General features: G+C 52.8%; 26 protein-coding genes, 1 tRNA gene and 1 pseudogene. 10 read left to right on the forward strand and 18 right to left on the reverse strand.

The features are described 5' to 3' along the window. Positions 1 to 25: 25 nt before the first annotated feature. Positions 26 to 313, reverse strand: a complete 288-nt coding sequence (locus tag MMG91_RS07515; protein WP_105348956.1) for a hypothetical protein — start codon at positions 311 to 313, stop codon at positions 26 to 28. 392 nt (positions 314 to 705) lie between these two features. Next, the gene (locus tag MMG91_RS07520; RefSeq protein ID WP_105348958.1) at positions 706 to 1,071 is read right to left on the reverse strand and encodes a histone-like nucleoid-structuring protein, MvaT/MvaU family; all 366 of its coding nucleotides are present in this window, start codon (positions 1,069 to 1,071) and stop codon (positions 706 to 708) included. A gap of 833 nt (positions 1,072 to 1,904) precedes the next feature. Between MMG91_RS07520 and ycaC the strand changes: the two genes are divergently transcribed. Continuing rightward, positions 1,905 to 2,537, forward strand: a complete 633-nt coding sequence (gene ycaC, locus MMG91_RS07525; RefSeq protein ID WP_310659234.1) for an isochorismate family cysteine hydrolase YcaC — start codon at positions 1,905 to 1,907, stop codon at positions 2,535 to 2,537. Between the two features lie 174 nt (positions 2,538 to 2,711). Here ycaC and MMG91_RS07530 read toward each other — a convergent pair whose 3' ends face one another. Next, the gene (locus MMG91_RS07530; RefSeq protein ID WP_105348965.1) at positions 2,712 to 2,927 is read right to left on the reverse strand and encodes a hypothetical protein; all 216 of its coding nucleotides are present in this window, start codon (positions 2,925 to 2,927) and stop codon (positions 2,712 to 2,714) included. 558 nt (positions 2,928 to 3,485) lie between these two features. Between MMG91_RS07530 and MMG91_RS07535 the strand changes: the two genes are divergently transcribed. Next, complete coding sequence (locus MMG91_RS07535; protein WP_310659235.1) at positions 3,486 to 3,818, forward strand: hypothetical protein; 333 nt, start codon at positions 3,486 to 3,488, stop codon at positions 3,816 to 3,818. 67 nt (positions 3,819 to 3,885) lie between these two features. Here the strand turns inward: MMG91_RS07535 and MMG91_RS07540 are convergent, their stop codons facing one another. From MMG91_RS07540 to MMG91_RS07550, 3 genes are read right to left on the reverse strand one after another with little or no spacing between them, the layout of a single operon-like run. Next, a complete protein-coding gene (locus MMG91_RS07540) occupies positions 3,886 to 5,889 on the reverse strand; it encodes a DUF3732 domain-containing protein (RefSeq protein ID WP_288112074.1) in 2,004 nt (667 codons plus the stop codon). Continuing rightward, complete coding sequence (locus tag MMG91_RS07545; RefSeq protein ID WP_310659236.1) at positions 5,886 to 6,347, reverse strand: three component ABC system middle component; 462 nt, start codon at positions 6,345 to 6,347, stop codon at positions 5,886 to 5,888. Before MMG91_RS07545 ends, MMG91_RS07540 begins: the two co-directional genes overlap by 4 nt. Beyond that, complete coding sequence (locus MMG91_RS07550; protein ID WP_310659237.1) at positions 6,347 to 7,567, reverse strand: hypothetical protein; 1,221 nt, start codon at positions 7,565 to 7,567, stop codon at positions 6,347 to 6,349. The genes MMG91_RS07545 and MMG91_RS07550 overlap by 1 nt, the downstream gene beginning before the upstream one ends. Before the next feature lie 628 nt (positions 7,568 to 8,195). On the opposite strand from MMG91_RS07550, the gene MMG91_RS07555 reads away from it, so the two are divergent. Continuing rightward, positions 8,196 to 8,618, forward strand: coding sequence for a hypothetical protein (locus MMG91_RS07555; RefSeq protein ID WP_310659238.1), 423 nt, complete (start codon positions 8,196 to 8,198; stop codon positions 8,616 to 8,618). 94 nt (positions 8,619 to 8,712) lie between these two features. Here the strand turns inward: MMG91_RS07555 and MMG91_RS07560 are convergent, their stop codons facing one another. Beyond that, on the reverse strand, positions 8,713 to 9,483 hold the full coding sequence (locus MMG91_RS07560; RefSeq protein ID WP_310659239.1) for a hypothetical protein: 771 nt from the start codon (positions 9,481 to 9,483) through the stop codon (positions 8,713 to 8,715). Between the two features lie 195 nt (positions 9,484 to 9,678). On the opposite strand from MMG91_RS07560, the gene MMG91_RS07565 reads away from it, so the two are divergent. From MMG91_RS07565 to MMG91_RS07575, 3 genes are all read left to right on the forward strand, one after another. Further along, positions 9,679 to 10,392: a hypothetical protein gene (locus MMG91_RS07565; RefSeq protein ID WP_310659240.1), complete on the forward strand. Its 714-nt coding sequence runs from the start codon at positions 9,679 to 9,681 to the stop codon at positions 10,390 to 10,392. 116 nt (positions 10,393 to 10,508) lie between these two features. After that, a complete protein-coding gene (locus MMG91_RS07570) occupies positions 10,509 to 11,027 on the forward strand; it encodes a hypothetical protein (RefSeq protein WP_310659241.1) in 519 nt (172 codons plus the stop codon). Next, positions 10,958 to 11,584, forward strand: coding sequence for a pentapeptide repeat-containing protein (locus tag MMG91_RS07575; RefSeq protein ID WP_310659242.1), 627 nt, complete (start codon positions 10,958 to 10,960; stop codon positions 11,582 to 11,584). The genes MMG91_RS07570 and MMG91_RS07575 overlap by 70 nt, the downstream gene beginning before the upstream one ends. Positions 11,585 to 12,578: 994 nt before the next feature. On the opposite strand, the gene MMG91_RS07580 is transcribed toward MMG91_RS07575, so the two are convergent. The 4 genes from MMG91_RS07580 to MMG91_RS07595 all read right to left on the reverse strand — a co-directional run bounded on the left by MMG91_RS07580 (position 12,579) and on the right by MMG91_RS07595 (position 14,705). Further along, the gene (locus MMG91_RS07580) at positions 12,579 to 12,962 is read right to left on the reverse strand and encodes a hypothetical protein (protein WP_310659243.1); all 384 of its coding nucleotides are present in this window, start codon (positions 12,960 to 12,962) and stop codon (positions 12,579 to 12,581) included. A 114-nt stretch (positions 12,963 to 13,076) separates the two neighbouring features. Next, on the reverse strand, positions 13,077 to 13,499 hold the full coding sequence (locus tag MMG91_RS07585; RefSeq protein WP_305505727.1) for a hypothetical protein: 423 nt from the start codon (positions 13,497 to 13,499) through the stop codon (positions 13,077 to 13,079). A 73-nt stretch (positions 13,500 to 13,572) separates the two neighbouring features. Continuing rightward, on the reverse strand, positions 13,573 to 14,133 hold the full coding sequence (locus MMG91_RS07590) for a hypothetical protein (RefSeq protein ID WP_310659244.1): 561 nt from the start codon (positions 14,131 to 14,133) through the stop codon (positions 13,573 to 13,575). A gap of 173 nt (positions 14,134 to 14,306) precedes the next feature. After that, positions 14,307 to 14,705 (reverse strand): DUF6957 family protein, encoded by a 399-nt coding sequence (locus MMG91_RS07595; RefSeq protein WP_310659245.1) that lies wholly within the window; start codon positions 14,703 to 14,705, stop codon positions 14,307 to 14,309. Between the two features lie 157 nt (positions 14,706 to 14,862). Between MMG91_RS07595 and MMG91_RS07600 the strand changes: the two genes are divergently transcribed. After that, positions 14,863 to 15,330 carry a helix-turn-helix domain-containing protein gene (locus MMG91_RS07600; RefSeq protein WP_310659246.1) on the forward strand — a complete coding sequence of 156 codons (468 nt, stop codon included), beginning with the start codon at positions 14,863 to 14,865 and terminating at the stop codon, positions 15,328 to 15,330. A gap of 246 nt (positions 15,331 to 15,576) precedes the next feature. After that, a pseudogene (locus MMG91_RS07605) lies at positions 15,577 to 15,900 on the forward strand (endonuclease); the annotation flags it as partial. A 72-nt stretch (positions 15,901 to 15,972) separates the two neighbouring features. Here MMG91_RS07605 and MMG91_RS07610 read toward each other — a convergent pair. Continuing rightward, complete coding sequence (locus tag MMG91_RS07610; protein ID WP_310659247.1) at positions 15,973 to 16,338, reverse strand: SPOR domain-containing protein; 366 nt, start codon at positions 16,336 to 16,338, stop codon at positions 15,973 to 15,975. A 249-nt stretch (positions 16,339 to 16,587) separates the two neighbouring features. On the opposite strand from MMG91_RS07610, the gene csrA reads away from it, so the two are divergent. Next, complete coding sequence (csrA, locus tag MMG91_RS07615) at positions 16,588 to 16,782, forward strand: carbon storage regulator CsrA (RefSeq protein WP_007905913.1); 195 nt, start codon at positions 16,588 to 16,590, stop codon at positions 16,780 to 16,782. Positions 16,783 to 16,976: 194 nt separating this feature from the next. Here the strand turns inward: csrA and MMG91_RS07620 are convergent, their stop codons facing one another. From MMG91_RS07620 to MMG91_RS07640, 5 genes are all read right to left on the reverse strand, one after another. After that, positions 16,977 to 17,432: a DUF2214 family protein gene (locus tag MMG91_RS07620; RefSeq protein WP_310659248.1), complete on the reverse strand. Its 456-nt coding sequence runs from the start codon at positions 17,430 to 17,432 to the stop codon at positions 16,977 to 16,979. A gap of 208 nt (positions 17,433 to 17,640) precedes the next feature. Further along, entirely contained in the window at positions 17,641 to 18,117 is a 477-nt protein-coding gene (locus tag MMG91_RS07625; protein ID WP_310659249.1) for a hypothetical protein, read from the reverse strand. 179 nt (positions 18,118 to 18,296) lie between these two features. Then, positions 18,297 to 18,764 (reverse strand): anti-virulence regulator CigR family protein, encoded by a 468-nt coding sequence (locus tag MMG91_RS07630; RefSeq protein WP_310659250.1) that lies wholly within the window; start codon positions 18,762 to 18,764, stop codon positions 18,297 to 18,299. A gap of 185 nt (positions 18,765 to 18,949) precedes the next feature. After that, positions 18,950 to 19,294 (reverse strand): hypothetical protein, encoded by a 345-nt coding sequence (locus MMG91_RS07635; RefSeq protein ID WP_310659251.1) that lies wholly within the window; start codon positions 19,292 to 19,294, stop codon positions 18,950 to 18,952. 167 nt (positions 19,295 to 19,461) lie between these two features. After that, a tRNA-Val gene (locus MMG91_RS07640) sits at positions 19,462 to 19,538 on the reverse strand. Positions 19,539 to 19,721: 183 nt separating this feature from the next. On the opposite strand from MMG91_RS07640, the gene MMG91_RS07645 reads away from it, so the two are divergent. After that, on the forward strand, positions 19,722 to 21,005 hold the full coding sequence (locus MMG91_RS07645) for an FAD-binding oxidoreductase (RefSeq protein WP_310659252.1): 1,284 nt from the start codon (positions 19,722 to 19,724) through the stop codon (positions 21,003 to 21,005). 109 nt (positions 21,006 to 21,114) lie between these two features. On the opposite strand, the gene MMG91_RS07650 is transcribed toward MMG91_RS07645, so the two are convergent. Further along, positions 21,115 to 23,538, reverse strand: coding sequence for a TonB-dependent receptor (locus tag MMG91_RS07650; RefSeq protein WP_310659253.1), 2,424 nt, complete (start codon positions 23,536 to 23,538; stop codon positions 21,115 to 21,117). Positions 23,539 to 23,546: the final 8 nt, after the last annotated feature.

The raw sequence follows: 23,546 nt of genomic DNA on the forward strand, positions 1-23,546 counted from the left end.
CCGGTGATTACCGGGGCAGATTTTGTCACCAGCTGAGAATTTTTTCGATCCGCGAGATGAGCGTGGCCCGGTCAGTGATCTGGCTCAGCTCTTTGGTATGGAACGCATTTTCCGCAGCGTGCAGGTCTGCAACCTTGGACTTGTCATGCTTGTTGAGAAGCTTCTCTAGGAAGTAAAGGACTTCATAGCCCTCGTCTTTGTCCACCTGCTGACGATCCAATGCCCCGGTGTAGGCGGAGTCGCCTTCGTCTCGGCTCCAGGTGTATTTGTGCTTGTCCGTTTGAAGGTCTGAGCGTTTAAGTTTTACAACCATGTGAACTCCATGTACGTGGTACAGCTAATCAGGAAATGAGCGCACCGTGCGTCACAAGGCTCCACCTCTAAAGGCAAACACGATGGTGCTCGGGGCGGTGTAATCGTGCCTCACCTCTGATGCCGTGTCACGAGAATGTATAGCCATTTGCTATGACATCTTGGTTCTGTTCCCATGGCAGCCGTCAGTATCGTAGAGGCAGCAGTGGAGAGTCGGTAGATCGGAAGGAAGAATCCGGCATACCGGAGAACTTGTGTAATGCTCCCGAAACGGCACATTAAGTATCCGTCCCGCCAAGGCATCTATTCGAGACAACCTATAAGTCCTTATCACCTCAGAGCTTCCAAAAAAAAGGGCCCTCGAAGGGCCCTTTGTTTGTACTCAACCCAAGCTCACTTGGTCAGCCAGGACTCAACGGTGTCGGAGCCGTGCTCAGCTTTCCACTCTTTCAGAGTTTTGTGATTGCCGCCTTTGGTTTCGACGACTTCGCCAGTGTGAGGATTTTTGTAGATTTTCACTTGGCGAGGCTTACGAGTGCCGGCTTTAGATTCGACTGCAGGGGCACGGCGACTGGTATGAGGATCAAGCAAATTGATCACGTCTTTGAGGCTGTAACCGTACTTGGCAAGCAAGGCACGGAGCTTCGTTTCGAATTCGATTTCAGCCTTCAAACCCGCATCCCCCTTAAGGGCTTCGAGCGCTTGGAGCTGTTCAGCTAGGTGTTTTTCGAGTTGGCGGAATTCAGCGAGCTTGGACATGGGAAATCTCTATCTGATTAGTATCCTCAACGTACACCAAAAACTCCGAGTTGCATGATGTAAGCGCGATTACTTTTCTGATTAGGTCGTATTCGTGACGGAATTCGCACTGGAGCAAACGTCCATTAATCAACATCTGGCGACGAGAGACGGTTCGTAAAATCGCAAAGGAACATTGGTGTGATGCCGCAGCATCTGAACGTTTGCGGAACGGAATTACGAGCGGAAGTGTCGTTTGTATTAGACACCTTGGTGTCGAAATCCCGTTCAGATTAGAGAGGTGGTTTTCATGAACAATATCATCTACATCGTTGGGGCAGTGGTGATCGTCCTAGTTATCCTTTCGTTTGTAGGCCTTGTATAGCCTGTCAGCTGAAAAACGTTTTGGTGACCGGATGCGGCTTAGTACAAACCAAGCCACGGCACTTGGAATAACAAGTCATCCTGACATGTACCTGACGACTCTCGACGGTCGTTACTTTGTCGTAAAAAGGACAGCTGTGACGTTGCACACTCCCCCTCTCTGATACAGGATGTTCGACAGCGCCTGGTCATCAACTTGATGGAAGCACGTCGTGAGGTAGGCACCCAGAGCATCTAGATATCTAGGGCAGTTAAAGGCTAGCCGAGCCCGGGAGACGTTAACTGCCGTTACCCCTCCCCCCTTCTTCACTCTACTAATGCCCGGCAGATCACATTCAAGGCTCTGAGGTATTGTCCCTCCTGAGTTGACAGTCAAACCGTTTTCACCCTCTTTTTCCCCTACCTGTAGATCATTAATCTGAGCCCATGTTGAACGAAGCCACTTACCCCTCTCGATAAAGGATTTCATCATGAGCAACGCCACTTACAACCGCCTGAACAAAGACGACGCCGTAGTCCTGATGATCGACCACCAGACCGGTCTGATCTCGCTGGTACAGGACTTCTCGCCCAACGAGTTCAAGAACAACGTGCTGGCCCTGGCTGACGTGGCCAAGTTCTTCGAACTGCCCACCGTCCTGACCACCAGCTTCGAACAAGGCCCTAACGGCCCACTGGTACCGGAGCTCAAGGAAATGTTTCCGGACGCGCCTTACATTGCCCGTCCTGGCCAGATCAACGCTTGGGACAACGAAGACTTCGTAAAGGCGATCAAGGCGACCGGTCGTAAACAGCTGATCATCGCCGGCGTCGTGACCGACGTTTGCGTGACCTTCCCGACGCTGTCGGCCCTGGCTGAAGGGTTTGAAGTGTTCGTGGTCACGGACTCTTCCGGCACCTTCAACACCACTGTGCAACAGGCGGCGTGGAACCGCATGACGCAAGCCGGTGCGCAAATGATGAACTGGTTCTCGGTAGCCTGCGAGTTGCAGGGTGACTGGCGCAACGACATCGAAGGCCTAGGCAACCTGCTGTCCCAGCGCATTCCGAACTATCGCAATCTGATGAACAGCTACTCGGCATTAGCAGCGCGCCGAGCTTAAGTCGGCCTGGCAATTGCGAAAGCGCATACAACAAAGGGCCCTCGAAGGGCCCTTTGTTTGTACTCAAAAGGAAATCACATGGACAGCCGAGGCTCGACATTGACGGAGCTGCCATGCGTACCTGCGCCAAACATACGGTGAGTTCAACCAGTCCGCTAAATCGCGGGCGGTCAGTCACGCGAATTTGATGGCGCCGCCCTGGAAGTCGTCGCGCGCCAATCGCAGGTCATCGGCGTCCTGATTGAGCCGGTGAACCAGGTTGAGCAACCGTTGCCGCAACACCTCGTCCGTGAGCTGCTCAGTTGCACGCATAACATCCAGCGCAGCGCGCTCATTGTTGGTAGCGACGGAGTCGAGCAGTTTGCGCATGCTTCTTGATGGCCGATTCATCTCTAGTACCCAGGATTCCAATGACGCGAATCATACGGCCAGATTATTTCGCCAGTGTTTCAACTACGAGGGCTGGCTCGCAGGCACCGGCTGAGTCGTCGTTGGAAAGCCTAAACTATTGGATCGAGCTACCGGTTTCAAACAATCTGCAGCCTAAAGAAGGTTTCCACATTGCGTTCCGGGGTTCAAAACCATAGCCTCATAAAATTGCTGAATGTGCTAGTGGCAGATGATCATCGACAAGGAGAGCAGGATGACGACAGCGCAAAGGAGAAATATATGAGCCTTGCAATAACCATCCTCAGTATGTTCGCTGCTTGGGTGGCGGTAGCTATTGCCATGCTGTGAGGAGTATTGCGAATCGCACGTCGACACCAACCGCAAACCATCCAGAGAACTCCCGATGAGGTTTCTTGGCAGAGAGACTCACCGATGCCCAGAGCCAGCATCTAGCTGAGCGTTATTCTAATACCAGGTCAGAAAGCTCACGTCGGACGTGCATTGGTTGCGGTGCATTTTGGGCTAGGCGCTGCACTGAGTCGGCACGGAGCTTCCGAAATGAATCTCACGACACCTGACGGTCGCTACTTTGTAATCAAAGGACAGCTATGGCGTTGCAGTCACCCATCGCTGAGTGAGGATGTGCGGCAGCAATTGGTCAACGACTTGATGGCGGCGCGTCGTGAGGTAAAGGCAGCGAAAGCTTCTGGCGATCCTGGGCAGTTGTCGGCGGTAAGGGCAAAGGTGCAGAAGGCTAAGGTAGCACTCGGGGAGCGCGGGCCGGTTTGGTGGAACGATGGAAGCCCTGACTTCAATAGGTATCAGGTCGCCAATACCCCCTATGCTGACTGGTATCTCTCATTGAGTGACGCAAACCCTCCAGCGAGTTGACCGCAGCCCTAGCTACAATTCGCACGATACCGGCCAAGGGAGCGACCTCCCCTGGCAACGTCTCGGGTTACTCCGCGATCAGACCCCTGGTTCTCCACCGAGCGCGAACGAAATTCTCAAAGACATAGTTGCCCTGCAGCGGCAACTTATCGGCGTGGTCGCACACGATAATCTGCGGCATGACGCCGGTTTCTTCGAACGTCACATCGCAGAATCTGGCCAGGTTGGTGAACATCTTCGAAACAGCGTCTACATCCTCGTCGACAGTCTTGGCAGTCTTTCTATCCCCACGCAGATCATCTGCTTTGAATGCATCAGAATCATCTGTTGAGGGAAAATAGACCTGTGTCGGCTGATCAAGGAATAGGATCGGCGGCACCTTACATTTGGGATAAGCCGCAAACTGATAGTGCAGCGCCATGAACAGTGTCAAATGCGAATACAACCAGTTGGCTCCGCTGCCCATCGAGCGCAGGAATACCTTTTTGAAGTGGCCACCAGCGATGGGCCGCTCATGCCAAAGATCGAAGGTTTCTACGTCAAATTTTAAAGAGCCCGTTTTATAGGTTTCCTCGAAGTCGAAGTCCTTTCCGAAGGTTTTCATTTTTTTGTTGATATCGTTCTGAAGCGCCCACAGCTTTGACTCAACGTCGTACTGGGACATAAGCCCATCAAATCTATCAACTTCTTTTTGCCAGAAATCCGCCATACCCGTTGCCTCGGATGGGGGATTCGCGATGCGCTTTTCAATGGCGAGCTCGAGTTTGATTTTGGCCTTCTGAGCCGCGCCATCGGCGGACTTTGATTTCTCCAGCCGATCCGCTTCATCGTCTAGGGGCTTCAGAGCCTTCTCTACGAGCGCGAGCTCCTTGCGAAGCTTTTTGAGCTCTTCCTCAATCGCCCGGCTCTCCTCACCGAATCCTTCCCGCGCGTAGGACGAGACCTTGAGTTCATCATTCAGCCAGTTGATCGCTGCCGATAATTTGTTGGCTTCGTCCTCAGCCACATCCGATTGCGATGCGCAAACGGGGCAGGCCGCGTGTTCAAGGTTGGTCGTCGTAGGGATGGGTAACGCGGTCACAGATTCCGCGAAACCCGACGCCTGCTGGGTAGATACTTTCAGCAGATAGCGAGTATTGAGCGCCTTCTGAATGCTGGCCATCAGTACGGCTTTCTGCTCGCGCAGTTCAGTCCGTCTGGTTTCAAAAGCACTGGATTGGCCATCAACTCTGACTGAGAGACCTGTAAGGCGCTCCAACGCTGGCTTGGGCTTTGCCAATATTTCCTCAGGCGTGAGCTCTGTTAACGGCACACCGGCGAACGCTTCGTACTCCTTCAACAGGGTTGCGAATTCAGAAAGGTAATCTTCCTTGATCTTGTCCTGCTTTGGTATCTGAGCCTTAGCACGCTTGAGCTCATACAGAGCCTCAGTACGGAGCTTCGCAAGATCGAAGTAATCCTCTCCAACAATATCCATGAAGATCTTGAAGTGATCGGTGGCCTGGTCACGTTTACGCTTCTCTTCGAACCGATAGAAAATCGCATGCCGGTTGGCCACCAGGTTCTGATGCTGCAGCATAAACGACGGGAAACTGCGCACCGAAGGTGTGGCGCTCCACTTGCCGGTCATCTCCTGCTGCAGAGGATCTGTGTCGATGTTCTCCAGCGTGACACCGAAGTAGCGCCCTAGGCTCTTAAGGAAGTCGGCCTTGGGTTGGTAGAAATTAGAAGTGAAGAACGTATCCACGTCTTCGATGAGCTGGAGCACGTTGTCCACTGCTTGCCCGGAAATCTCGCGTAAAAAACACCGGTTGCTGGCCGCCGCTCTCCCTACGACAACTGCCATGCTCGGGAATCGCAGTACGGTAAAAAATGTCTTCGCACGATCCGTGATAATGCCCTCCGGGATCGTGTCTTCGGAGCTCCCCAGGCAGTAATCGAAAATGTCGAGGATCGCACTTTTACCTTTGGAGGATTTGCCGGTCACAATATTGAGACCAGGCTCAAAGGGGACGTGGTGGACGTTATGATCACTGTCCACGACACCGATGTATTGTACGTAACACTTCATAGCGATTTGAGCCCCAACATCCTGTAAATTGAAACAACGTTTTCGCCAGACAGCACCATGGCCAGTTTCTGGCTGTACCTCAGCAACGACTTATCCGAGTTGACCGACTGCGGCTTCTGGAGCGATCGAACGGACAGCTCGGGCGTGATTTCCAGACTTTTTTCAGCGGCCAGGATAAGCAAGGAAGCGTTGGTGATCGGCTTGAACTCCTCAACACGAAGGGCCAGCCCAATGAGCCTTTCCGCGTCGGAGGCCATCGTCCGCAGTGAACTGTCCCGTCGCGCCCTGTGCAGGAAGGCATGCATCGGTTTGTAGGTGACGAGGGGAAGGATCAGGTAGCTGAGCAGTACATCCTTTTCGACCGGTTCCCAGTGCTGATAGAAGCTCTGGATAACAGGTGCCAGCGCAAAAGGAGTTCTATGCAACGTATACAGGTGATCAGAGACTTGAGTGGTCATCACCACAGCCTCCAGTGAAATTCGTCATCCTCATCCTCGGGTTTCTCTCCTGCGAGCATGTGATAGATGCCATTGCGAAATTCGGGCATCGTGTGTTCCAAACCGCAGAACGGTTCAGGGGGCAAACCATTACGCTCAAGAAAGAACATCATGGATTGGGTACTCAGCTGGGTTGAACAGGTAACCCCCGTGCAGCCGAGCATCGCCGCATCACGCCCGTATTGGTGCTGTGTAAGGTGATTGCTGAGGTAGAGATCCACCATTGGTTTGAAGAGCACGCCATCCGTGTACAGATCGGAGATCGTCGTCTGGGCAACCACTCGATGCAGAGCTGCCCGCTTCAGGTACTGCTCTCCGCCAATTTCTGTGATTTTCTGAGCAAACGGCATGGGCCGAATTTCTTCGACATCGACGCTCTTCTTGAGCGCCGCCATATCCACTGGGGGAAAAGTTTTCGGATGCTTCATGTACCGATGCGTAAGCTCTGACAATTTGTCAGTAAAAGCTTGATGGGTGATCTTCCACCCCTCGATCACTAGCTCTGGGCTGCACATGAAGCCCAACAGCTCATAGATGAACTGCTGGTATTTGGACGGTCGAATGGGCTTGAGATGACGAGTCTCGTAGGTCTTGAGGCGTTGCTCCAGTGACTCGGCGCCTGTTGTGATGTGCATCCGCTCCAGCACTTCCATCAATGCGCCACGGCGGTCAAGAGTCATCACGTACTGTTGAAGCGACTGGGACTTCGAGGGCTTGGAAATGACCTCCCCGGCCTCGGACTCCTTCTTCGCCTTGTTGCCGGCACTGGCTTGAGAGGATGCAACGATACTCTCCATGATCGAAAGCCGCTCGGCGGGAGTGGCCGTGTTCCATCCCTTGAGCAGGGTTTGCGCTCCGAACTCCTGCGTCGTCAGCAGCACCAGGCTCTTGAAGGAGGTGCGATCAAAGTTTTCATGTAGCCAGTTTTTCAGGGTGTTCCAGAAATTGGCATGGCTATCCGTGAGGTTATCGGTGTAATGCTTGACCTCTGTCTGGCTTTTTCCAGGAACCGTGACATCTCCTAGGACTTCGAGCCACAGGCACTCGTCAGGTGCCAGGTCATAGCAATGCTCCACGGCAACGAGCAGCTGGTACTGAAGCGCCTTGAACAGGAGCGTCGCATCGAACGGCAAGGGTGCGTGACCGGGTAGCGTCGTATTCGGGTGTTGAGTCGTATCCATACATAATCCAATGTTGGGCATGGCTTCCCTGACCAGCGACTCGCTTAGCAGACCGAGCACACGCATCGCTTCTTGATACGCGTCAGCAAATCAACGCAGGGCATTGGCCCGGCGTCGGTGTTGGGTAGATAACCGTTATTCCAATACTGTATATAAATACAGTATTTGTTCGACATTTGGACATATGCTACCAGCAGTTCAGCTCGTAGTCGCGCAAAGCCATTACAGGTACTTGTCGACCTTCGCGGCCCACAGCTTCCGACGCAGCCATTCGAAGCTGCGATGGAAAATCGAAACGTCGTCCTGTGCTTTAGGCAAGCGGAGCGCGCAGGCCGCCCGGCCGAAGACGTGAGGATGGAAGCCCGCCAGGGCCAAGACACGTAGGGGCTTGGTTCAACGACAGCCGTCCCCGGAGGGGCACGCCTTGGCCTCCTAACAAGCAATTAAATACCCGCGCAACATTCACTGCCGCATCGAAGATACTTATTATCAGTGCAACTTCGTTGTGAACAAGTTAGTAGATTAGATATTGTATAAAAGGACTCTCCCCCTTCAAAGTATAGAAACGCCCTCCTACTGATATTTTAAATCTAGAGTAGGATTAGCAACTACGAGATTTCCAACACTTATGAAAAACATTCACCCTATATTTCCTCAAATCACGCTAAGAAAATATTCTGAGGGAGAAATACGTTTGCCAAGCTTCGACTCACCTACCGCTTGGGAGCATGGCAAGAGTCTGTCAGACCACGAAGAAATCAACGATTTAATCCACACCAATGAATGGTGCTACGCCATCGACGGTATCGTTGGACGTGGTAGCTATCAGACTGAAAGTGAGGCAATAACCGCAGCTGAGCACGCGCTGTTCAGCGAGCATGGAGATTTCGCTCAGGCGGCCCTCGAATCAGCGCTACAGGCCAATGACTTCAAGATTGCAATATCCCTCGCCGAGGGACGCGGATACTGGCGTGGGTTAGCCGACACACGTAAAAAAACTACTTATCTCGCCGACCGTATCATGTCGATGTTGGAGCCCTATAGAGAATAGGATAGAGGCTCCTACGTTTACTACGACCAAACTTAATTGGTCATATGTAACAAGATAGGCCTCTAGATTAGCCTATAACTCATTGAGGTTTGGGCTAAACCTTCACAGCCTCTTTGGCCAACTTAAAATATGAGTTTGCGAGGCGTAAGTGCCAGTTGTCCAGCCCCTCATCCTTCCTACGAACGTAGCTTTCAGTGTCTCCGATATAGACTGAGCCGTTGATCATATATCGTGAGATACGCAGCCGAAACGGATTGGCGTCGAGCAGCACATGATTCAGTTTGGTTTTCCATGTGTTTTCATTGATGAAGTAAAAAATCACGATCGTACTGGTCTTGGAAAGCTCGTATAGCCTCTTGAACGTTTCCAAATCCGGCTCGTGAGTGCGGATTACCTCAATGATGATATTTGGGCAGCTAGACCTGGGGAAAAATTTATTTGCATCCCTGCCGGCGATATCGGGCTGAATGTAGCGTCCGTCACTGAAAGCAACTCTGGCGTCCCCCTCTTTCACCCAGCGGTAATCACTACCTGTTAGGGTAGAAAAAATTACCTGTGTATGCCGAACACTATCTTCATCAAATACATACACACATAGTTCAACATCATTTGTTGCCGTAAGCCTTCCAAGTATTTCATCAACACATTGATTATGCGCGGGGTCGGCTTCGCTTTGGCCAACGCGAGTACCAAAAGATAAGGCACCAATCCTTCGAAAATGTGGACGTTCTTTGTTTCTAACAGGAATCACAAGCTCATCATCTTCATTGAGCAGTGTCTCTGCTCGCATCGCTGGATATGCGTTGTTATCCAAGATTTCGCTTTCCTGATACGTCCTGCCCGTATTACTGCCTTTTGCTACCATTCCCTGCTCCAGCCCGAGATTTTCCGAAAGCGGGAACTATAGCGGCTGCGAGTTCAGCTGTCCTTCAGAGTCCGCACGGAGCTGTCACTTCGGTGATCTATCTAGCCCGCTCCGTGATCAAAGCCTATGCTAGAGCCTCCCGCTACGTTGGCTGCCGTCAGGCCCATTCAATATTGATCGTTCAGTGAGTGCAGAATGACACCCGAAATCGACGAGACGCATGCTGTCCCGCTGAAGTACGTAGCTTTCTGCGATGTACTTGGCTTTTCTCAAGCAGTAGAGACCGAGTTTGACGCAACCATCTCGCTCTACAAGACGTACCAGGCACGTCTCACCGATTGGCCATTTCCGGAGAAAGTCGACGTCTCCGTGTACTCGGACTCAATTTTGCTGGTTTGCGATGAGCTTGCACCGCTGCTTTATGCAGTCCAAAGCCTCTGGTTCGCGACCCTTCACAATGATTGGCTCATCCGGGGCGGGATAGCCTATGGCAAATATTGGGAAGACAGGAGCAATGGCAACCTATTCGTGGTCAGTGACGCGCTGGTACGGGCTGTGCGCCTTGAGTCAACCATCAAACACCCCTGCGTAGCCCTCTCGCCTGAAATCGACATACCGCTTTCCATTTGGTTCGCGCGATTCAAACATGGACTGTTTGATATGCCCCTGTTCCATCATGACGGCCAAAACGTAGTCAACCCGTTCAACAAATTTTGGTTTGTGTCCGCGCGAAACCGAGTAGAACAGATGAAGTCCCTGTGGCCTCAACATAGTTCAAAGTACGATTGGTTTCTAGGTCTCGCTAATGAGGTTGAGAAAGAAGAGCTTCTGATTCCATCTTCCGCCATCGAAGAGATGCTGGAGAAAGGAATCATAGGTCTAAAAGCTGATGATAACACTCCTTCCTAAGACTTCTGTTTTTTGTCACTCATGAAGACCAACAACATCGCGCACCGCGCTATTACACAATACACCGCTGTAAAAAACCAAATAACACTTGCATCAAAGCCGAGAGCAGTTACAAGATGGAACTGAAAGCTAAACTCCCCAATGGAAAATTAGTTGATCCTGCTTCAATTGGAATAAGATATTACGGAACTGACAAGATTCACCCTGATCTTGCATTTAAGTATGGCATTCCTCTAAAAGGAGGATGCAATGATCTTTATGGACATGTTTTAGGCAATCCAGACAGTGCTTTTCGAGGCACCACAGAGCGTCCAATAATTTCGCATCATCAGGAACAAGGCGCGATCTATTGGGCCGGTCACGAAGGCTGGGTATATACGCTAGGATTGATGCAGGGTTGGGATGTAGAACGATTGCTGGACGGATTGGTTCCGACCGCAGGCGGTTTCACCGGATCACCCCACCTCGGAGAGCTAGAGTGTGCTATCGATTCGAGAATTAGCCCGCAACTGATTCAGGGTGCGAATAGGGTTTTCAAAAGTAGACGGTTTCTGGAGCTAGGTGAATGGATAGAAAACAAGAATTATCAACAGTCGAAATTGAAGAGTTGCGCAATAGGTGGAAAGGCCCAATAGGCGAGCGCATTCGCCGAGCATTACTAGAAGGGCTTAAAAAAAACTCATATGAATGGGTTGAGATGCTGAGCCAGATACCAAAGGTCAAGGTTGCAGCCCCGCATCCTGAGGTTCTCGATGACCTGCGTGGAATTGCGTTTACCGGAGAGAATCTAGACAACGTTTCTCTGACTTTCGTGGATCTCAGCTACAGCATATTTGAAAAATGCTCCATGAATAGCGCACGCCTCCAAGGCTCGAAGCTTTCGCATGCAAGTTTCAAGTCAACCAAGCTTATTAAAGCTGACTTGGTACAGGTGGTTGCAGATCATTCTAGGTTTGAAAACTGCAATTTGTCTGGCGCGCTACTGCTGGCGGCTAACTTCAGTGACAGTTCTTTAAACCATATGGACATGCGCAAGAGCATTCTCATTGACTGCAGTTTTAACGATTGTCAACTAACAAAAATGATTTTGTATGGTGCAAAAGTTGAGGGAGCAAAGTTTCCTGCGGGATTCGATGTGGACAAGCACCTAAAAACACAGCCCGACAATGGTTCGCGTAGTCCGTCCTTATAACATCCCGTTCCTCTGCTAAGGTAAATGAATTAGGTCTGAACAGTTCGAGATCGATAGGATGCTAGCTAGATCAAGTTTTCGCCACGCTATCAACGCCAAGACGCTTGTATCTGCGGAGAGTATGCTGGCCTCCAATGTTCAGACATAAAAAAGCCCCAGCGAAGGGGCCTCTACCCTGATCCTGAAGCCCCCCTAGAAGGCCTCCTCTTCCTCCCGAATGTTCACTTCGTCCCATCGCTCCCAAGCAAGTCTGCAGACAAGGAAGCTTGATGCCCACGATTGGGCTCCGCTGCTTACTCTGACTTAGCGCCAGGTCAAAGACTCGATTGAGTACGAATCACAATACGCACAAGGCACTTTGCATAAAAAAACCACGAATTGATCAGCAACCCTTGCCTGGTTCTATAATTTTTTTGACTATTTTTTGTCTGTGCGAAATTGACTTTTTGTCAACTCGCCGCTCTGCAGGCCACAGTTGTATTGAAGTTACCGCACATATATACAGTAATTTTTTGGACAGGCATTTTTAACGCCTGCATTTCAATAGATTTATCTTCCACTCTGCGCCTTGATTTCCCCACTTCATCTGCTAACAATTGACGAATTGAGGTTGTGACCCAATCAATTCTTCGAGAGCAAAGACACGCATGAGATACGACATTTGGTTTTTAATTATTGATACCACAGTTGATGCTTATTCTCTGAACGACCGGCGAGACAAGAACATACTGCTCGTGGAAACCGTCAGCACTTCAGATGATCCGCTCTATAAGCATTGCAATAATATTCGTGAGCTCGAAGCAACGTTTGAGCGATATCGCAATTACCGAACCAGTGATGACGTCGTGGAGTCGCCGCACGCCAAGTTTAAAGTCCTTCGAATCGATCCTGTCCCGATTTATTCATAAATCTTTCCAGATCAAGCCCTCGTCACGACTCACATCCCAACGTCAACAAGTCACGGTATCAATTCTCCCATCAGACGCACCGCCACCTACTGCAGCACAGGCGGTGTGAAGACGTAACGGCCCTGCCTAGCTCGCAGGAATACCTTGAGACTCGTCCTGCCAATTCCTCGCTTAAAGGTCGCGACAACGTAACGAGAATTCAGCGTCGTGAGCACCCAAAATTTTCCCTCTTTTTTTGCAAAGCATATCTCAGACGTCCGCACAAAATGGCCGTCCGCAAACCGCCCAAGCTCGTCGCGCCGCCTGTGGCCAAAGACGACACCAATGGCTGAACATGAAGAGATAAATACATCGCTTAGATAAGCTGTGATTGGCTCCTCGAACGGCTGAGCATCTGCTTGGACTATACGTTTCAGATGAAAATCTGTAAGGCGTTTACTATGCAGCTCTACGTTGATCGTATTCAGCATTTATCCGCTCCCAGGTGCATATTCATTGGGGTGTAACTCGATTTTTAGAATGTAACAATGACAATGTTACAGTGAGAAAATCGTGTTACACCGCTGGGAAACCTTGCATTTTTTTCAGTAAATCTTCCGAAGATTTGTCAGAGTGCTGGCATCGAAGGTTGGATCGTGAACGTCGACGTACACAGCGCCGCTCTCAACCTCCATCAGGCACACAGGTATCTCGTTTTTGTCATAGCCTACGGAAACCGACGTGAGCCTTTCCATTCGCCAGCTGCCGATTTTATTGATCCAGGGCGGCGTGACGACCTGGAGCTCATCTATGACGAGGTCAGGGCCTTGCGTCGAGATGAGTTCGAACAATTTAGTCTCGTCATTAAGCATTTCCACTTGTGAGATAAATCGATCCTCGTGACGCAGCTTAATGCCGACGTGATACCAGTGCGTCGCCAAGCTCCGAGACACCGCGTGCCAGTGGGTTAGCCCTTCCCCGAACATCCCTGGCAGCCCAGCTAGATCAACATCTTGAGTTCTGAACATATTTGCCTCTGATTAGTGCAATCTTTTTCTGGGGAAGCTTACTGGTCGCAAACTGAATGCCACGCTTCCTACGCTACTTATGAAGTTTGCTAAAACGGTTTGATAACTCTTGTGCAGCTACTGCTCTCCACCCTTCCGGGTCAGAGGTCTTGTTAAGCACATTCCACCCGGCCCATAGAAAAAACAAAGCGGCCAAGGCAGCTTCAACGAGCGCTACGATGCTTGTATATTCCATTATCATTGGATGCTGACCACCGATAAACGTCATCATCGGAACTATAGATACTAGCCATCCCACAGGAAAAACTATGCAAAAGGCAAGCACTGCATAAAAAACCATCAGGAGCGGGACAGTGAATCTAATGCTAGTTGCAAATGTCTTTGCACCGTTTTCTTTCAGCAGTCCGTAGACGATTCCAGTGTTCTTCTCTTTATTCGAAGAGTTCTTGAAAAACCCGTAGAGAGTGACGGTCTCCCCTGCATCGATTTCTTCGTACATTTTCTTAGGTAATGTAAGGTTCGGAAGAACTTGGCCATCAATACTGACGATGGCTTTATAGCTATCTCCGTGATCCGAGCTGACTTTTACGTAGTCGACCTTTCCCGCTACTTTTACACAATCAAAATTGAGCACAAAAAAATTCCTGATTTTCGTTATGGGCGTCCAAGCTCTAGACCGGAAAAGATCTTAAAATTTAGACAAAGAGATGCCATTAAGCTTGCGTGACTGCGAGCCTTGCCTATATCAAATACGGTGATTGCTGGTGGTACTAATATGCGTAGTGGGTTCTCAGCTCATTGCCTCGATTAGAAAAAAGAGAAGATTGTTTTTAAGTTTGCCACCCTCTCCTGGCCGCCCCCCATGAGCGCGTAAACGGTGTTCTTGGTTTCAAACATCACGCCATCAAATGAGATCGCCATGCTGCTTCTTACCCAGTCGCCGGGTTGGAATCGGGCTCGACTGTCATGGACGACCTTGTGGGCAAAAACGAAAAGCGGTTCATGGCCAGCTTTCTCGATTTTCTCGAGATCGGCGCAGGTGGCATCAACACGAAAGATCGTCCACTCCTCAACTAAGCAAAACGACTTTTGAGGGTATTTTTCAAGGAGGTGATTTTTGAGTGCATCAACGTCTTCCGATGAGCCTTTAAGTGGTACCCCGGCGTCATCCAGCACCGAGCCATCTCTCATTACACCTACGGCCAATTTTCTAGTCCTCGGCAATACTTCTGAAATGTCCGGGCTTCTAACACGTCGGGCCTCGGAGGATGGGGTAAACGCTTCGATATACCAATAGTACCACCACATAATGTTTATCGGAACTGTCGTGTTATGGCTCTATCCTCGTTTTTCAGGACAGATCATGTCTCTCAAGAAAGAGATCGCGGCTACGATTAGGGCAATCCGGACGCACCAGGGGTTGGATTACGGCGATCTCGCACATGTGAGCGTAAAAGCGAACATAGGGGCGTTAGAGCAAGGCAAGTCCAACATCACGCTGAAGAAGTTGGATGATCTTTCTGCTGCTTTGGGTTTCGACCTTGTCGCTCTCCTGACCATCTGCGTTGCATTGCGCAACGAAGAATCTGTTAGCGCCACCCTCGCTCGCGCAAAGGTACAACTGGATTCGTTTTTGGCTGAGGGCGGCGAGGAATTGCTTCGCGAGCAGCTCTCTGGAAATGAGCTGGTCAAGCGCCCGCCAGGCAAGCCAAAAAACACCAAAAATTTAGACGCCGTCAGGAAGCTCAGAGACGCTGGATCCTCTCAGGCAGAGGCGGCCGAAAAATTGGGGCTGGCGAAATCCACTGTCCATCGATATTGGAAATCTTGATTGGGGTGAGATTGGTTTTTCTGAGTTTGAAAAAGGTGAGTCTTTCGAGATTTTTGATCGATGTAGAGGACTAGGCAAGGCTACCGTTCGTCGGTAATGCATGGCATTTCAGAAGGCCTGAAATGTCAATGTTGACACGATTTTGCGTTATTTTTTCGAGCCGATAAACCGTAAAAGTCGTTGAATTTACTGGGTTTTATCGATGACAACGAAAAATGTCAACGCAGGGGGCTACCGGATAAGTATATGAATGGCGATCGCAGCAACTTCAGCTTCGGCTGGTTGCCCGTACAATCGGGTCAATACGGCTCGTGCCTGACACAGGTCGACTTCAAGGCGAAGAAGGTCATGCCCCGCCCTTCCATTCGCGGCATGATCGCCCGGACTTATTTCTACATGAGCAAGCAGTACGGCTTGCGCCTGTCAAAACAGGATCGGCAACTGTATGAAGCCTGGAACAAGACCTACCCGGTACAAGCCTGGGAACGTCAACGCAATCAGAGCGTGGCGTGTGTGATGGGGCGCGGCAACGAGTTTGTCGGCCCGGTAGACATGAAAACCTGCGGCTGACCGGCCGCTGAAAACACAAAGGCCTGGGGCATCACACCCCAGGCCTTTTTCGATTTTAACCGCCGCTTTTGGTTATTGGGCCGTCGGGTGCTCAACGACCAGCGACTCGATGTTCCTTTTTTTCGCCCGAGTAAGCGCTGCCGTCACTTCCGCTTGTTTGGCTTCTGCCTCGGTTTTCGAATTGAATGGCCCTATCAGGATACGAACCTTTCCATTCTCCCTGATGACACTGGAAACGAAGCTATGCTCAATCAACCAGCCGCTCAGGTCGCTGACCGCCTGGGGCGTTTCGCCGCGCACCTCGACGTCCCATTGCGGACCGGTTGTCGCCGCGGGTGCGGAAGTGACTGTCGGTTGCGGCTTTTGCGCGTCAACCCCCTTACCGTCATTGCACCCGGCCAACGTCAATACTGCGATTACCAAGGCCATTTTGCGCACAACGCTTCCCTCTGGATGCTGAAAGCGGCGATTTTAACACTCATGGATCCTGTTCGAGCGCCGCAAAATGGGCGCAAAACAACGAGAATGATGGTTGCGGCCTCTGTATAGTTACGCCTTGGGAATTAATGCAGCATCTGCGCGTCAGAAAGAGGCACCCAAACAGCGAGACTTCGCACTAATCTATACCTATACCGACCTCTGCACTGTCCGAATCAGGTGCCCCCACAAGCAATCAAGGAGAAAACCATGCTGATACTCACCCGCAAAGTCGGTGAAAGCATAAACATCGGTGACAACATAACGATCACCATTCTGGGCGTTAGCGGCCAGCAAGTCAGGATTGGCATCAACGCCCCGAAAGACGTTGCGGTGCATCGCGAAGAGATCTATCAACGTATTCAGGCTGGCCTGACCGCCCCAGACAAGCCGCAAACACCCTGAATCCTGCAGTGGTCAGTAGCCAGCCTATTCAGCCTCGAATAACGGCTGGCTCAAGATTCAAGCACCGCATCGCTCTCCGCCCAGCCTCTCTTTGCTATGCCTTCGCAATGTGGAATCGATACTACCGCCCTCGCCTCATACCTGACTGTCAGACGTTTCGGATTTGCTGCGAGAAAGGGCTTCCTCCTTCCCGGCTAACCAAACGTTACCCCACGCGCCATGCCCACGGCGGCCACGACCATTAGCAGCAACAGCAGCGCTTCGATATGACTGATACGGGCAAACAGCGTTGCGCGCCCGGTATTGATAGCCGCCCCACGTCCCAGCGCAATCCGCCATTTGATCAGCGCCACCATCGGCATAATTTCAAGCAGCAGGATGAGGACGAAGAGGGTCATTTTGAGATGAAACAGCGGTTGGTGAAGATAGTAATCAGTGCCTTTTTCGTACCCACCAAAAGCTCGCAACCCACCCGTGACCAAGAGAATGACTGCAGAGATCCCCCACAGATTATCCGCAACCAAAACGCTACGAGCCTCCCCCACCCCAGCTATCAGACGACGTAAAGCCGTGCCGCGGGTCAGTACTGCCCAGAAGCCCAGCGCAAAGGCCAAGAGGTGAATCGCCGCCAGAAACCAGTGAGACAGCATCGACATACTCCCTATAGACAAAGTTGAAACAGCCCTACAGTAGTAGTCCATCGGAGGGGGATTTGCCCGTGCACGTAGCTCCGCTGATTACCCGCACATCAGGGCGACCCATACGCCGGTTGTTTCAAACGTCAGCCTCAATTGGCAAATAGCGGGCGCAAAAAAGCCGGGTTCCTGATGGATACCCGGCTTTTTGAGAACGTTGGACTTAATCCGTTCTTTTTGAAGTCGAAGTGCGAGCGTTACTTAATCCTTTTGCATTGTGATCACCTGGCGTAGAGGTCGAAATGGCAGAGGCCTTCGTTACTCCTCGCGTGTCCTTGGACTTCGCAATGCCCGAAGTCACTGCACCATGGCCGCTATCATCACGATCATTACGATCGTTACCATAGTGGTTGCCACTGACACCACGATCGCGGACAGCTTTGCCTGCGTGATCACTGCTCAAGCCATTGCCGTGGCCATTGCTGGCGCCGCCAGAATGGCCAGCCCCACCGTGGCCACCGCCGTTACCGCCGCCATTGCCACCACCATTGCCGCCGCCGTTACCACCACCACCACCACCACCACCACCCTTCGCGTAGGCGGAACTCATGATGGACAGGTCAGCGGGCAATAATGGGGTGGCTGCAAGCATCATCACGCATGACATGACAGCTGCAAAACTCTTGTTTTTAAATAACATGGGGGATTCCGTGAGGTTGAAATTGCACGAAGTAATTGACCCGTTCACCTCCCATACAGTTCAAAGGTCGACGACCAGCGGGCAGGCAATTTGCTGTGATCGAACAATTGCACATTGCTTCCCGTGTTTTGCCCGGCCGTTACGCTGCAAAAATGCGATTGGAATGTGTTGCTTTCACATCAATCGAATGCGCCATTGAGAACCTCGTAGATGATCCCGGTAGCGATCGCCACCAATATCAAGTCAGTACCAGCCTGGCGCCACTCGTAGCCATCGTAGTGCGGAAGCCTGCCGAGCAATCGGCCATCGAGTTTTTTGGCGATCCCCGGCGGTAGCGGTTTTCCGCGGGCGAGGTTTTTTTGAATGCCGGGTGGCAAGGCGGGCCCGGGGCTCCAGTAATCGCGATAACCACCCACGATTCCAAGGACACTACCGTGGTTGATGCTCGGACCGTGGCTCCAATCGTCCCCCCCTGAACCTTTCCCTTTGTTTCCTTGGCTGGAGTTGCCATGGCCCTGAATGTTTTGTGGATTTCCCTTGCCGCTTCCCTGGCCCTTCCCGTTTCCCGGGTCGGCCAGTACAGTCATTGAACCGGACGCCAAGGCAAGACACGTCATAGCGGCAATCAACGAGCGAGATCTAAACATATCCGTTCTCTCAGAAAGGGGATGCCCCCCCCTGCAATGTAGACGGTTATGGCTGTGTTAGTTCAGGAACTGTGTTCACTGGAGGTGGCGACAGGGCCAGACGGGGGAAATTGAATGAATGGAGAGCAGAGCTGGCCCAGTTAGTTGATAGCTGGGCCAACTGCAGTAGACTTCTGCGAATCCCTTCATAGCCCCAACTCCTGATCAATATCGATGCCGCCTCGACCCGATTCAAGGTCATCGTCGATCTTGCGCAGCATGCAGACGGCGTTTCGCCAACCTAAATCAAATGACCATTTGGCGTATACAGGTAAGAGGATCAGAGCCTGCTGCTGTCTACCGTATAAGAGTTGTGCAATTTCCAAAGTTTTGGACAACTCAAAGATCAATGCAGGCAAAACAAGGCGTCGCAGGCCAAACTCGAGAGCGGCGCTGAAGCCTGCACCATTTGCGAGATCGACTGGCTCTAAGGTGCTTAGGTGCCGTAGGGCGCTAGTGTCTGATCGGCCCGGCACGGTATCCACCTGCACTTTTTTACCCCGCCATCTTCAATCGTCAGACACCACCCGCATGCCCCTCTCCGCGCCCAACGGTAACGAGCGGTGTTTTGAATGGGAGTTTTGCAAATCACAGACAACAAAAAAGGGCCCACCTTTCGGTGAGCCCTTCTAGACCGCCCAGCAGAGCGGATTTTGTTTGGTAGGCGCGATTGGACTCGAACCAACGACCCCCACCATGTCAAGGTGGTGCTCTAACCAACTGAGCTACGTGCCTGCTGTGAGGCGGCATTCTACGGAATTCCGGAGGGGTGTCAACACCTTTTTTTCACCTAACCCTATGAATATGCAAAATATTTAATTTTGCTATGGCGAAGAAGATTTTCCGGTGGCTGGCGGTCATTTTTTAACTCGGGTAGGATCGATGCACTCGTAAAATATATTAAACAGAGGCTGCAGGATGGCGAACACTCCCTACCCAGAATCCTATTACGCCGCGTCGGCGAATACGGCGCCGCCGCGCCCGGCCTTGCAGGATGATGTAGAGACTGATGTCTGTGTGATCGGCGCCGGCTATACCGGCCTGTCCTCTGCCCTGTTTCTGCTGGAAAACGGTTTTCGGGTAACGGTCCTGGAAGCCGCCAAAGTGGGTTTTGGCGCATCGGGGCGCAACGGTGGCCAGATCGTTAACAGCTACAGCCGTGATATCGATGTGATCGAGCGCAGTGTCGGTCCCAAGCAAGCTCAGCTGCTGGGGCTAATGGCGTTCGAGGGTGGACGGATCATTCGTGAGCGGGTGGCCAAATACAACATCCAGTGCGACCTGAAGGATGGCGGTGTGTTCGCCGCCATTACCGCCAAGCAGATGGACCATCTGGAGTCCCAGAAGCGCCTGTGGGAGCGCTTCGGTCACACGCAACTGGAGTTATTGGATCAGCGACGCATCCGTGAAGTGGTGGCTTGCGATCAATACGTCGGCGGCATGCTCGACATGAGCGGCGGGCATATTCATCCGCTCAACCTTGTCTTGGGCGAGGCAGCAGCCGTGGAGTCGCTGGGCGGCACTATTTACGAGCAGTCGCCAGCGGTGCGCATCGAGCGCGGCGCCAATCCGGTGGTGCATACGCCTCAGGGCAAGGTCAGGGCCAGATTCATCATCGTCGCTGGCAACGCTTATATTGGTAACCTGGTGCCGGAGCTGGCAGCCAAGTCGATGCCCTGTGGGACCCAAGTGATCGCCACTGAACCCTTGGGTGATGAATTGGCCAAACGCCTGTTACCCCAGGACTACTGCGTCGAAGACTGTAACTACTTGCTCGACTACTACCGCCTGAGTGCTGACAAACGCCTGATTTTCGGCGGCGGCGTGGTCTATGGCGCGCGCGATCCGGCGAACATCGAAGCGATCATTCGGCCGAAGATGCTCAAGACCTTCCCGCAGCTCAAGGACGTGAAAATCGATTACGCCTGGACCGGCAATTTCCTGCTGACCCTGTCGCGACTTCCCCAGGTCGGACGACTAGGCAACAACATCTACTATTCCCAGGGTTGCAGCGGCCACGGCGTGACGTATACGCACCTGGCGGGCAAAGTGCTGGCCGAAGCATTGCGCGGTCAGGCCGAGCGCTTCGACGCCTTTGCCGACCTGCCCCACTACCCGTTCCCCGGCGGACAATTGCTGCGTACACCGTTCGCTGCGTTGGGCGCCTGGTATTACGGATTGCGGGACAAACTGGGGTTCTGACTGACAGACGAAAAAAGGGGCAACTGAATAGTTGCCCCTTTTTGCATCAGCATATCTCGCCCTGATTAAGGCTTACACCTTCTGATCTATTTTCAGAAATAGACAGTCTTCAGAAGTCGACCGTCGCCGAAAGAAGGTAGGTGCGCGGGGTCGCCAGCGTCAAGCCAGGCTCGCTGTCATCCGAGGCTCCGGCCGAACTCCAGTAGCGTTTGTCCGCCACGTTCTCGACATTGGCACGCAGGGTGATGTTCTTTTCGTCGACCTTGAACGCGTAGCGCGCCCCCACATCGAAACGCTCCCAAGAGTCGATTTCCTTGTTGTTGGACTGGTCCAGATACTGCGAGCTGGAATAGAGGCCGCGGCTGGTCAGGCTCAGGCCCTGTACGGTCGGTACATCCCACTCGGCGCCCAGGTTGACGTTGTATTTCGGCGTGGCCGGTGCCCGGTTGCCGTCGAAGGTGCCATTGGTGGTGTTGGTCAACTCGCTGTCGATGTACATGACACCGCCGAGCAGACGAAAACCTTTGAGCGGTTCACCGAACACACTCAGTTCCACGCCCGTGTTCTCACGCTTGCCGTTCGGGCCGAAAACCCGGGTCGTGGCGTTGGTCTCATAGGCCGGCTGCTTGATCCGGAACACTGCGGCGGTCACGGCGAACGCACCCGCGTCATACTTGCCGCCGACCTCGACCTGTCGACTGATGAACGGCGGGAATATCTCATCCTCGTTCACCGAGGTCGATGGCGCGATCTTGCCTTGGCTCAGGCCTTCCATGTAGTTGGCATACAGCGACAGCTTATCGGTTGCCTTAAACAGGATGCCGCCCGACGGCGAAACCTTTTCCTCACCGTAAGCCGTGTCGCCTTTGACCTCATCCGTCCAGTCGTCAACCTTCACGCGCTGCCAGCGGGCGCCGAGGGTCAGCAGCAGCCGGTCATCGAAGAAACCCAGCGTGTCGGACAACGCCACGCCGCTGAAGCGGTTCTCGGTGTAGACCTTCGAATCGAGTCGAGCGGGTCTGCCGGGTGTTGGTGTTTCCACGGGATCGTAGAGGTTGCTGCGGGCCGCGGCATAACGGGCGCCGCCATTCTCGAAGTCCATGTAGAAATAGCTGGCGGCCAGGTTGACTTCATGACTCACCGGGCCGGTATGAAACCAGTTGCGCACCCCTGCCGTGGCCGTCTGGACATTTTCGTCACGGGTGAAGTCGCGCGGCTGAACGCTGAAATCGCCGGCGTCATTGGTGACTGCAACCGCATGCCGGAGAAAGTCATGGTTGCTTTTACGCGCGCCCACACCGCCGTACAGCATGACGGAATCGCTGACATCGAATTCGCCGTTCACCGCCCCGAACGTGTCGTTGGTACTCGCCTTGCTCCAGGGCTGCGCATAGTTGTCGCGAACATCATTCGCATTCGGCACCTTGGCATTGGCGCCGACCTGTACGCGCTCCTGCGGGGCGTCGGTATCACGCTCGGTGCGCCCGAGGTCCGTCGAGAGTCGCAGGCGTTCACCGCGAAAATCCAGGCCCAGCACAGCCATCTCGCGGTCGACACTCTGGTGATCCCATTCGGTGTCGCCAGACTGCTTCACGCCGTTGAAGCGAATACCGAATTTGTTGTCTTCACCAAAGCGCCGGCCGACATCCACCGCACCGCCGACCTGGCTGTCGGAAGCGTAGCTACCGGTAAACGAAGTGATGGGCTTGTCGGTCGCGCGCTTGGGCACCACGTTGATCCCCCCACCCACGCTGCCCCGCGGCGAGATGCCATTGATGAGCTGGCTCGGGCCTTTGATGATGTCGACGCGGTCGGCCATCTCCATATCGATCGTATACGTCGGCAGAATGCCGTAGAGACCGTTGTAGGCGACATCACTGTTGAACAGGCTGAACCCGCGAATGGTGAACTGCTCATAACGCCCACCCGCCGGATTAGTGGCGCGAACCGAAGGATCACTGGCGATCAGGTCACCCAAGGTACGAGCCTGCAGGTTTTTGACCGCCTCACCGGTGTAGGTGGTCATGCTGAACGGCGTTTCCATGAAATCTTTCGAGCCCAGTAAGCCTTGCGAACCGCGGCGCGCGACCTGGCCGCCGGCATACACCTCGCCGTCCGCCCCGCCCGTGGCACCGAGAATCGAGGTGGGGGCCAGTTGCAAGCTGCTGCCTTCTGGCGCCGGGGTCAGGATGTACGCCTGCTCGCCCACCGGTTGCAGTTGCAGACCGGAACCCTGCAACAGCCGGGCAAAGCCCTCCTCGACCGCGAACTCGCCGGAAAGACCGGAACTGGTGCGACTGCCCACCAGCGCCGGGTCGACCGAGAGATTGACGCCAGACAGACCGGCAAACCGGGTCAGCGCATCGCTCAGGCTGCCGGCAGGCACCTGGTAATTGCGCCGGGCACTGTCTTCGGCCCAACTGGCAGTGATGAATAACGGACTGGCACTCAGGCCCAGCAACAGGCTCAGATGCAACAACGGACGCAGGCGGGAAGAAGCCGGGCGCGGACAGCAAGGTATTACTGCGGGCATTGATAGAA

The organism is Pseudomonas sp. JL3, assembly GCF_031570575.1.
Lineage (GTDB): Bacteria > Pseudomonadota > Gammaproteobacteria > Pseudomonadales > Pseudomonadaceae > Aquipseudomonas > Aquipseudomonas cucumis.

What these genes read in the sequence shown, in the direction of transcription:
- MMG91_RS07515 (WP_105348956.1), bottom strand. Translation starts at nt 313, where the DNA reads ATGGTTGTAAAACTTAAACGCTCAGACCTTCAAACGGACAAGCACAAA.
- MMG91_RS07520 (WP_105348958.1), bottom strand. Translation starts at nt 1,071, where the DNA reads ATGTCCAAGCTCGCTGAATTCCGCCAACTCGAAAAACACCTAGCTGAA.
- ycaC (WP_310659234.1), top strand. Translation starts at nt 1,905, where the DNA reads ATGAGCAACGCCACTTACAACCGCCTGAACAAAGACGACGCCGTAGTC.
- MMG91_RS07530 (WP_105348965.1), bottom strand. Translation starts at nt 2,927, where the DNA reads ATGAATCGGCCATCAAGAAGCATGCGCAAACTGCTCGACTCCGTCGCT.
- MMG91_RS07535 (WP_310659235.1), top strand. Translation starts at nt 3,486, where the DNA reads ATGAATCTCACGACACCTGACGGTCGCTACTTTGTAATCAAAGGACAG.
- MMG91_RS07540 (WP_288112074.1), bottom strand. Translation starts at nt 5,889, where the DNA reads ATGAAGTGTTACGTACAATACATCGGTGTCGTGGACAGTGATCATAAC.
- MMG91_RS07545 (WP_310659236.1), bottom strand. Translation starts at nt 6,347, where the DNA reads ATGACCACTCAAGTCTCTGATCACCTGTATACGTTGCATAGAACTCCT.
- MMG91_RS07550 (WP_310659237.1), bottom strand. Translation starts at nt 7,567, where the DNA reads ATGGATACGACTCAACACCCGAATACGACGCTACCCGGTCACGCACCC.
- MMG91_RS07555 (WP_310659238.1), top strand. Translation starts at nt 8,196, where the DNA reads ATGAAAAACATTCACCCTATATTTCCTCAAATCACGCTAAGAAAATAT.
- MMG91_RS07560 (WP_310659239.1), bottom strand. Translation starts at nt 9,483, where the DNA reads ATGGTAGCAAAAGGCAGTAATACGGGCAGGACGTATCAGGAAAGCGAA.
- MMG91_RS07565 (WP_310659240.1), top strand. Translation starts at nt 9,679, where the DNA reads ATGACACCCGAAATCGACGAGACGCATGCTGTCCCGCTGAAGTACGTA.
- MMG91_RS07570 (WP_310659241.1), top strand. Translation starts at nt 10,509, where the DNA reads ATGGAACTGAAAGCTAAACTCCCCAATGGAAAATTAGTTGATCCTGCT.
- MMG91_RS07575 (WP_310659242.1), top strand. Translation starts at nt 10,958, where the DNA reads ATGGATAGAAAACAAGAATTATCAACAGTCGAAATTGAAGAGTTGCGC.
- MMG91_RS07580 (WP_310659243.1), bottom strand. Translation starts at nt 12,962, where the DNA reads ATGCTGAATACGATCAACGTAGAGCTGCATAGTAAACGCCTTACAGAT.
- MMG91_RS07585 (WP_305505727.1), bottom strand. Translation starts at nt 13,499, where the DNA reads ATGTTCAGAACTCAAGATGTTGATCTAGCTGGGCTGCCAGGGATGTTC.
- MMG91_RS07600 (WP_310659246.1), top strand. Translation starts at nt 14,863, where the DNA reads ATGTCTCTCAAGAAAGAGATCGCGGCTACGATTAGGGCAATCCGGACG.
- csrA (WP_007905913.1), top strand. Translation starts at nt 16,588, where the DNA reads ATGCTGATACTCACCCGCAAAGTCGGTGAAAGCATAAACATCGGTGAC.
- MMG91_RS07620 (WP_310659248.1), bottom strand. Translation starts at nt 17,432, where the DNA reads ATGCTGTCTCACTGGTTTCTGGCGGCGATTCACCTCTTGGCCTTTGCG.
- MMG91_RS07625 (WP_310659249.1), bottom strand. Translation starts at nt 18,117, where the DNA reads ATGTTATTTAAAAACAAGAGTTTTGCAGCTGTCATGTCATGCGTGATG.
- MMG91_RS07630 (WP_310659250.1), bottom strand. Translation starts at nt 18,764, where the DNA reads ATGTTTAGATCTCGCTCGTTGATTGCCGCTATGACGTGTCTTGCCTTG.
- MMG91_RS07645 (WP_310659252.1), top strand. Translation starts at nt 19,722, where the DNA reads ATGGCGAACACTCCCTACCCAGAATCCTATTACGCCGCGTCGGCGAAT.
- MMG91_RS07650 (WP_310659253.1), bottom strand. Translation starts at nt 23,538, where the DNA reads ATGCCCGCAGTAATACCTTGCTGTCCGCGCCCGGCTTCTTCCCGCCTG.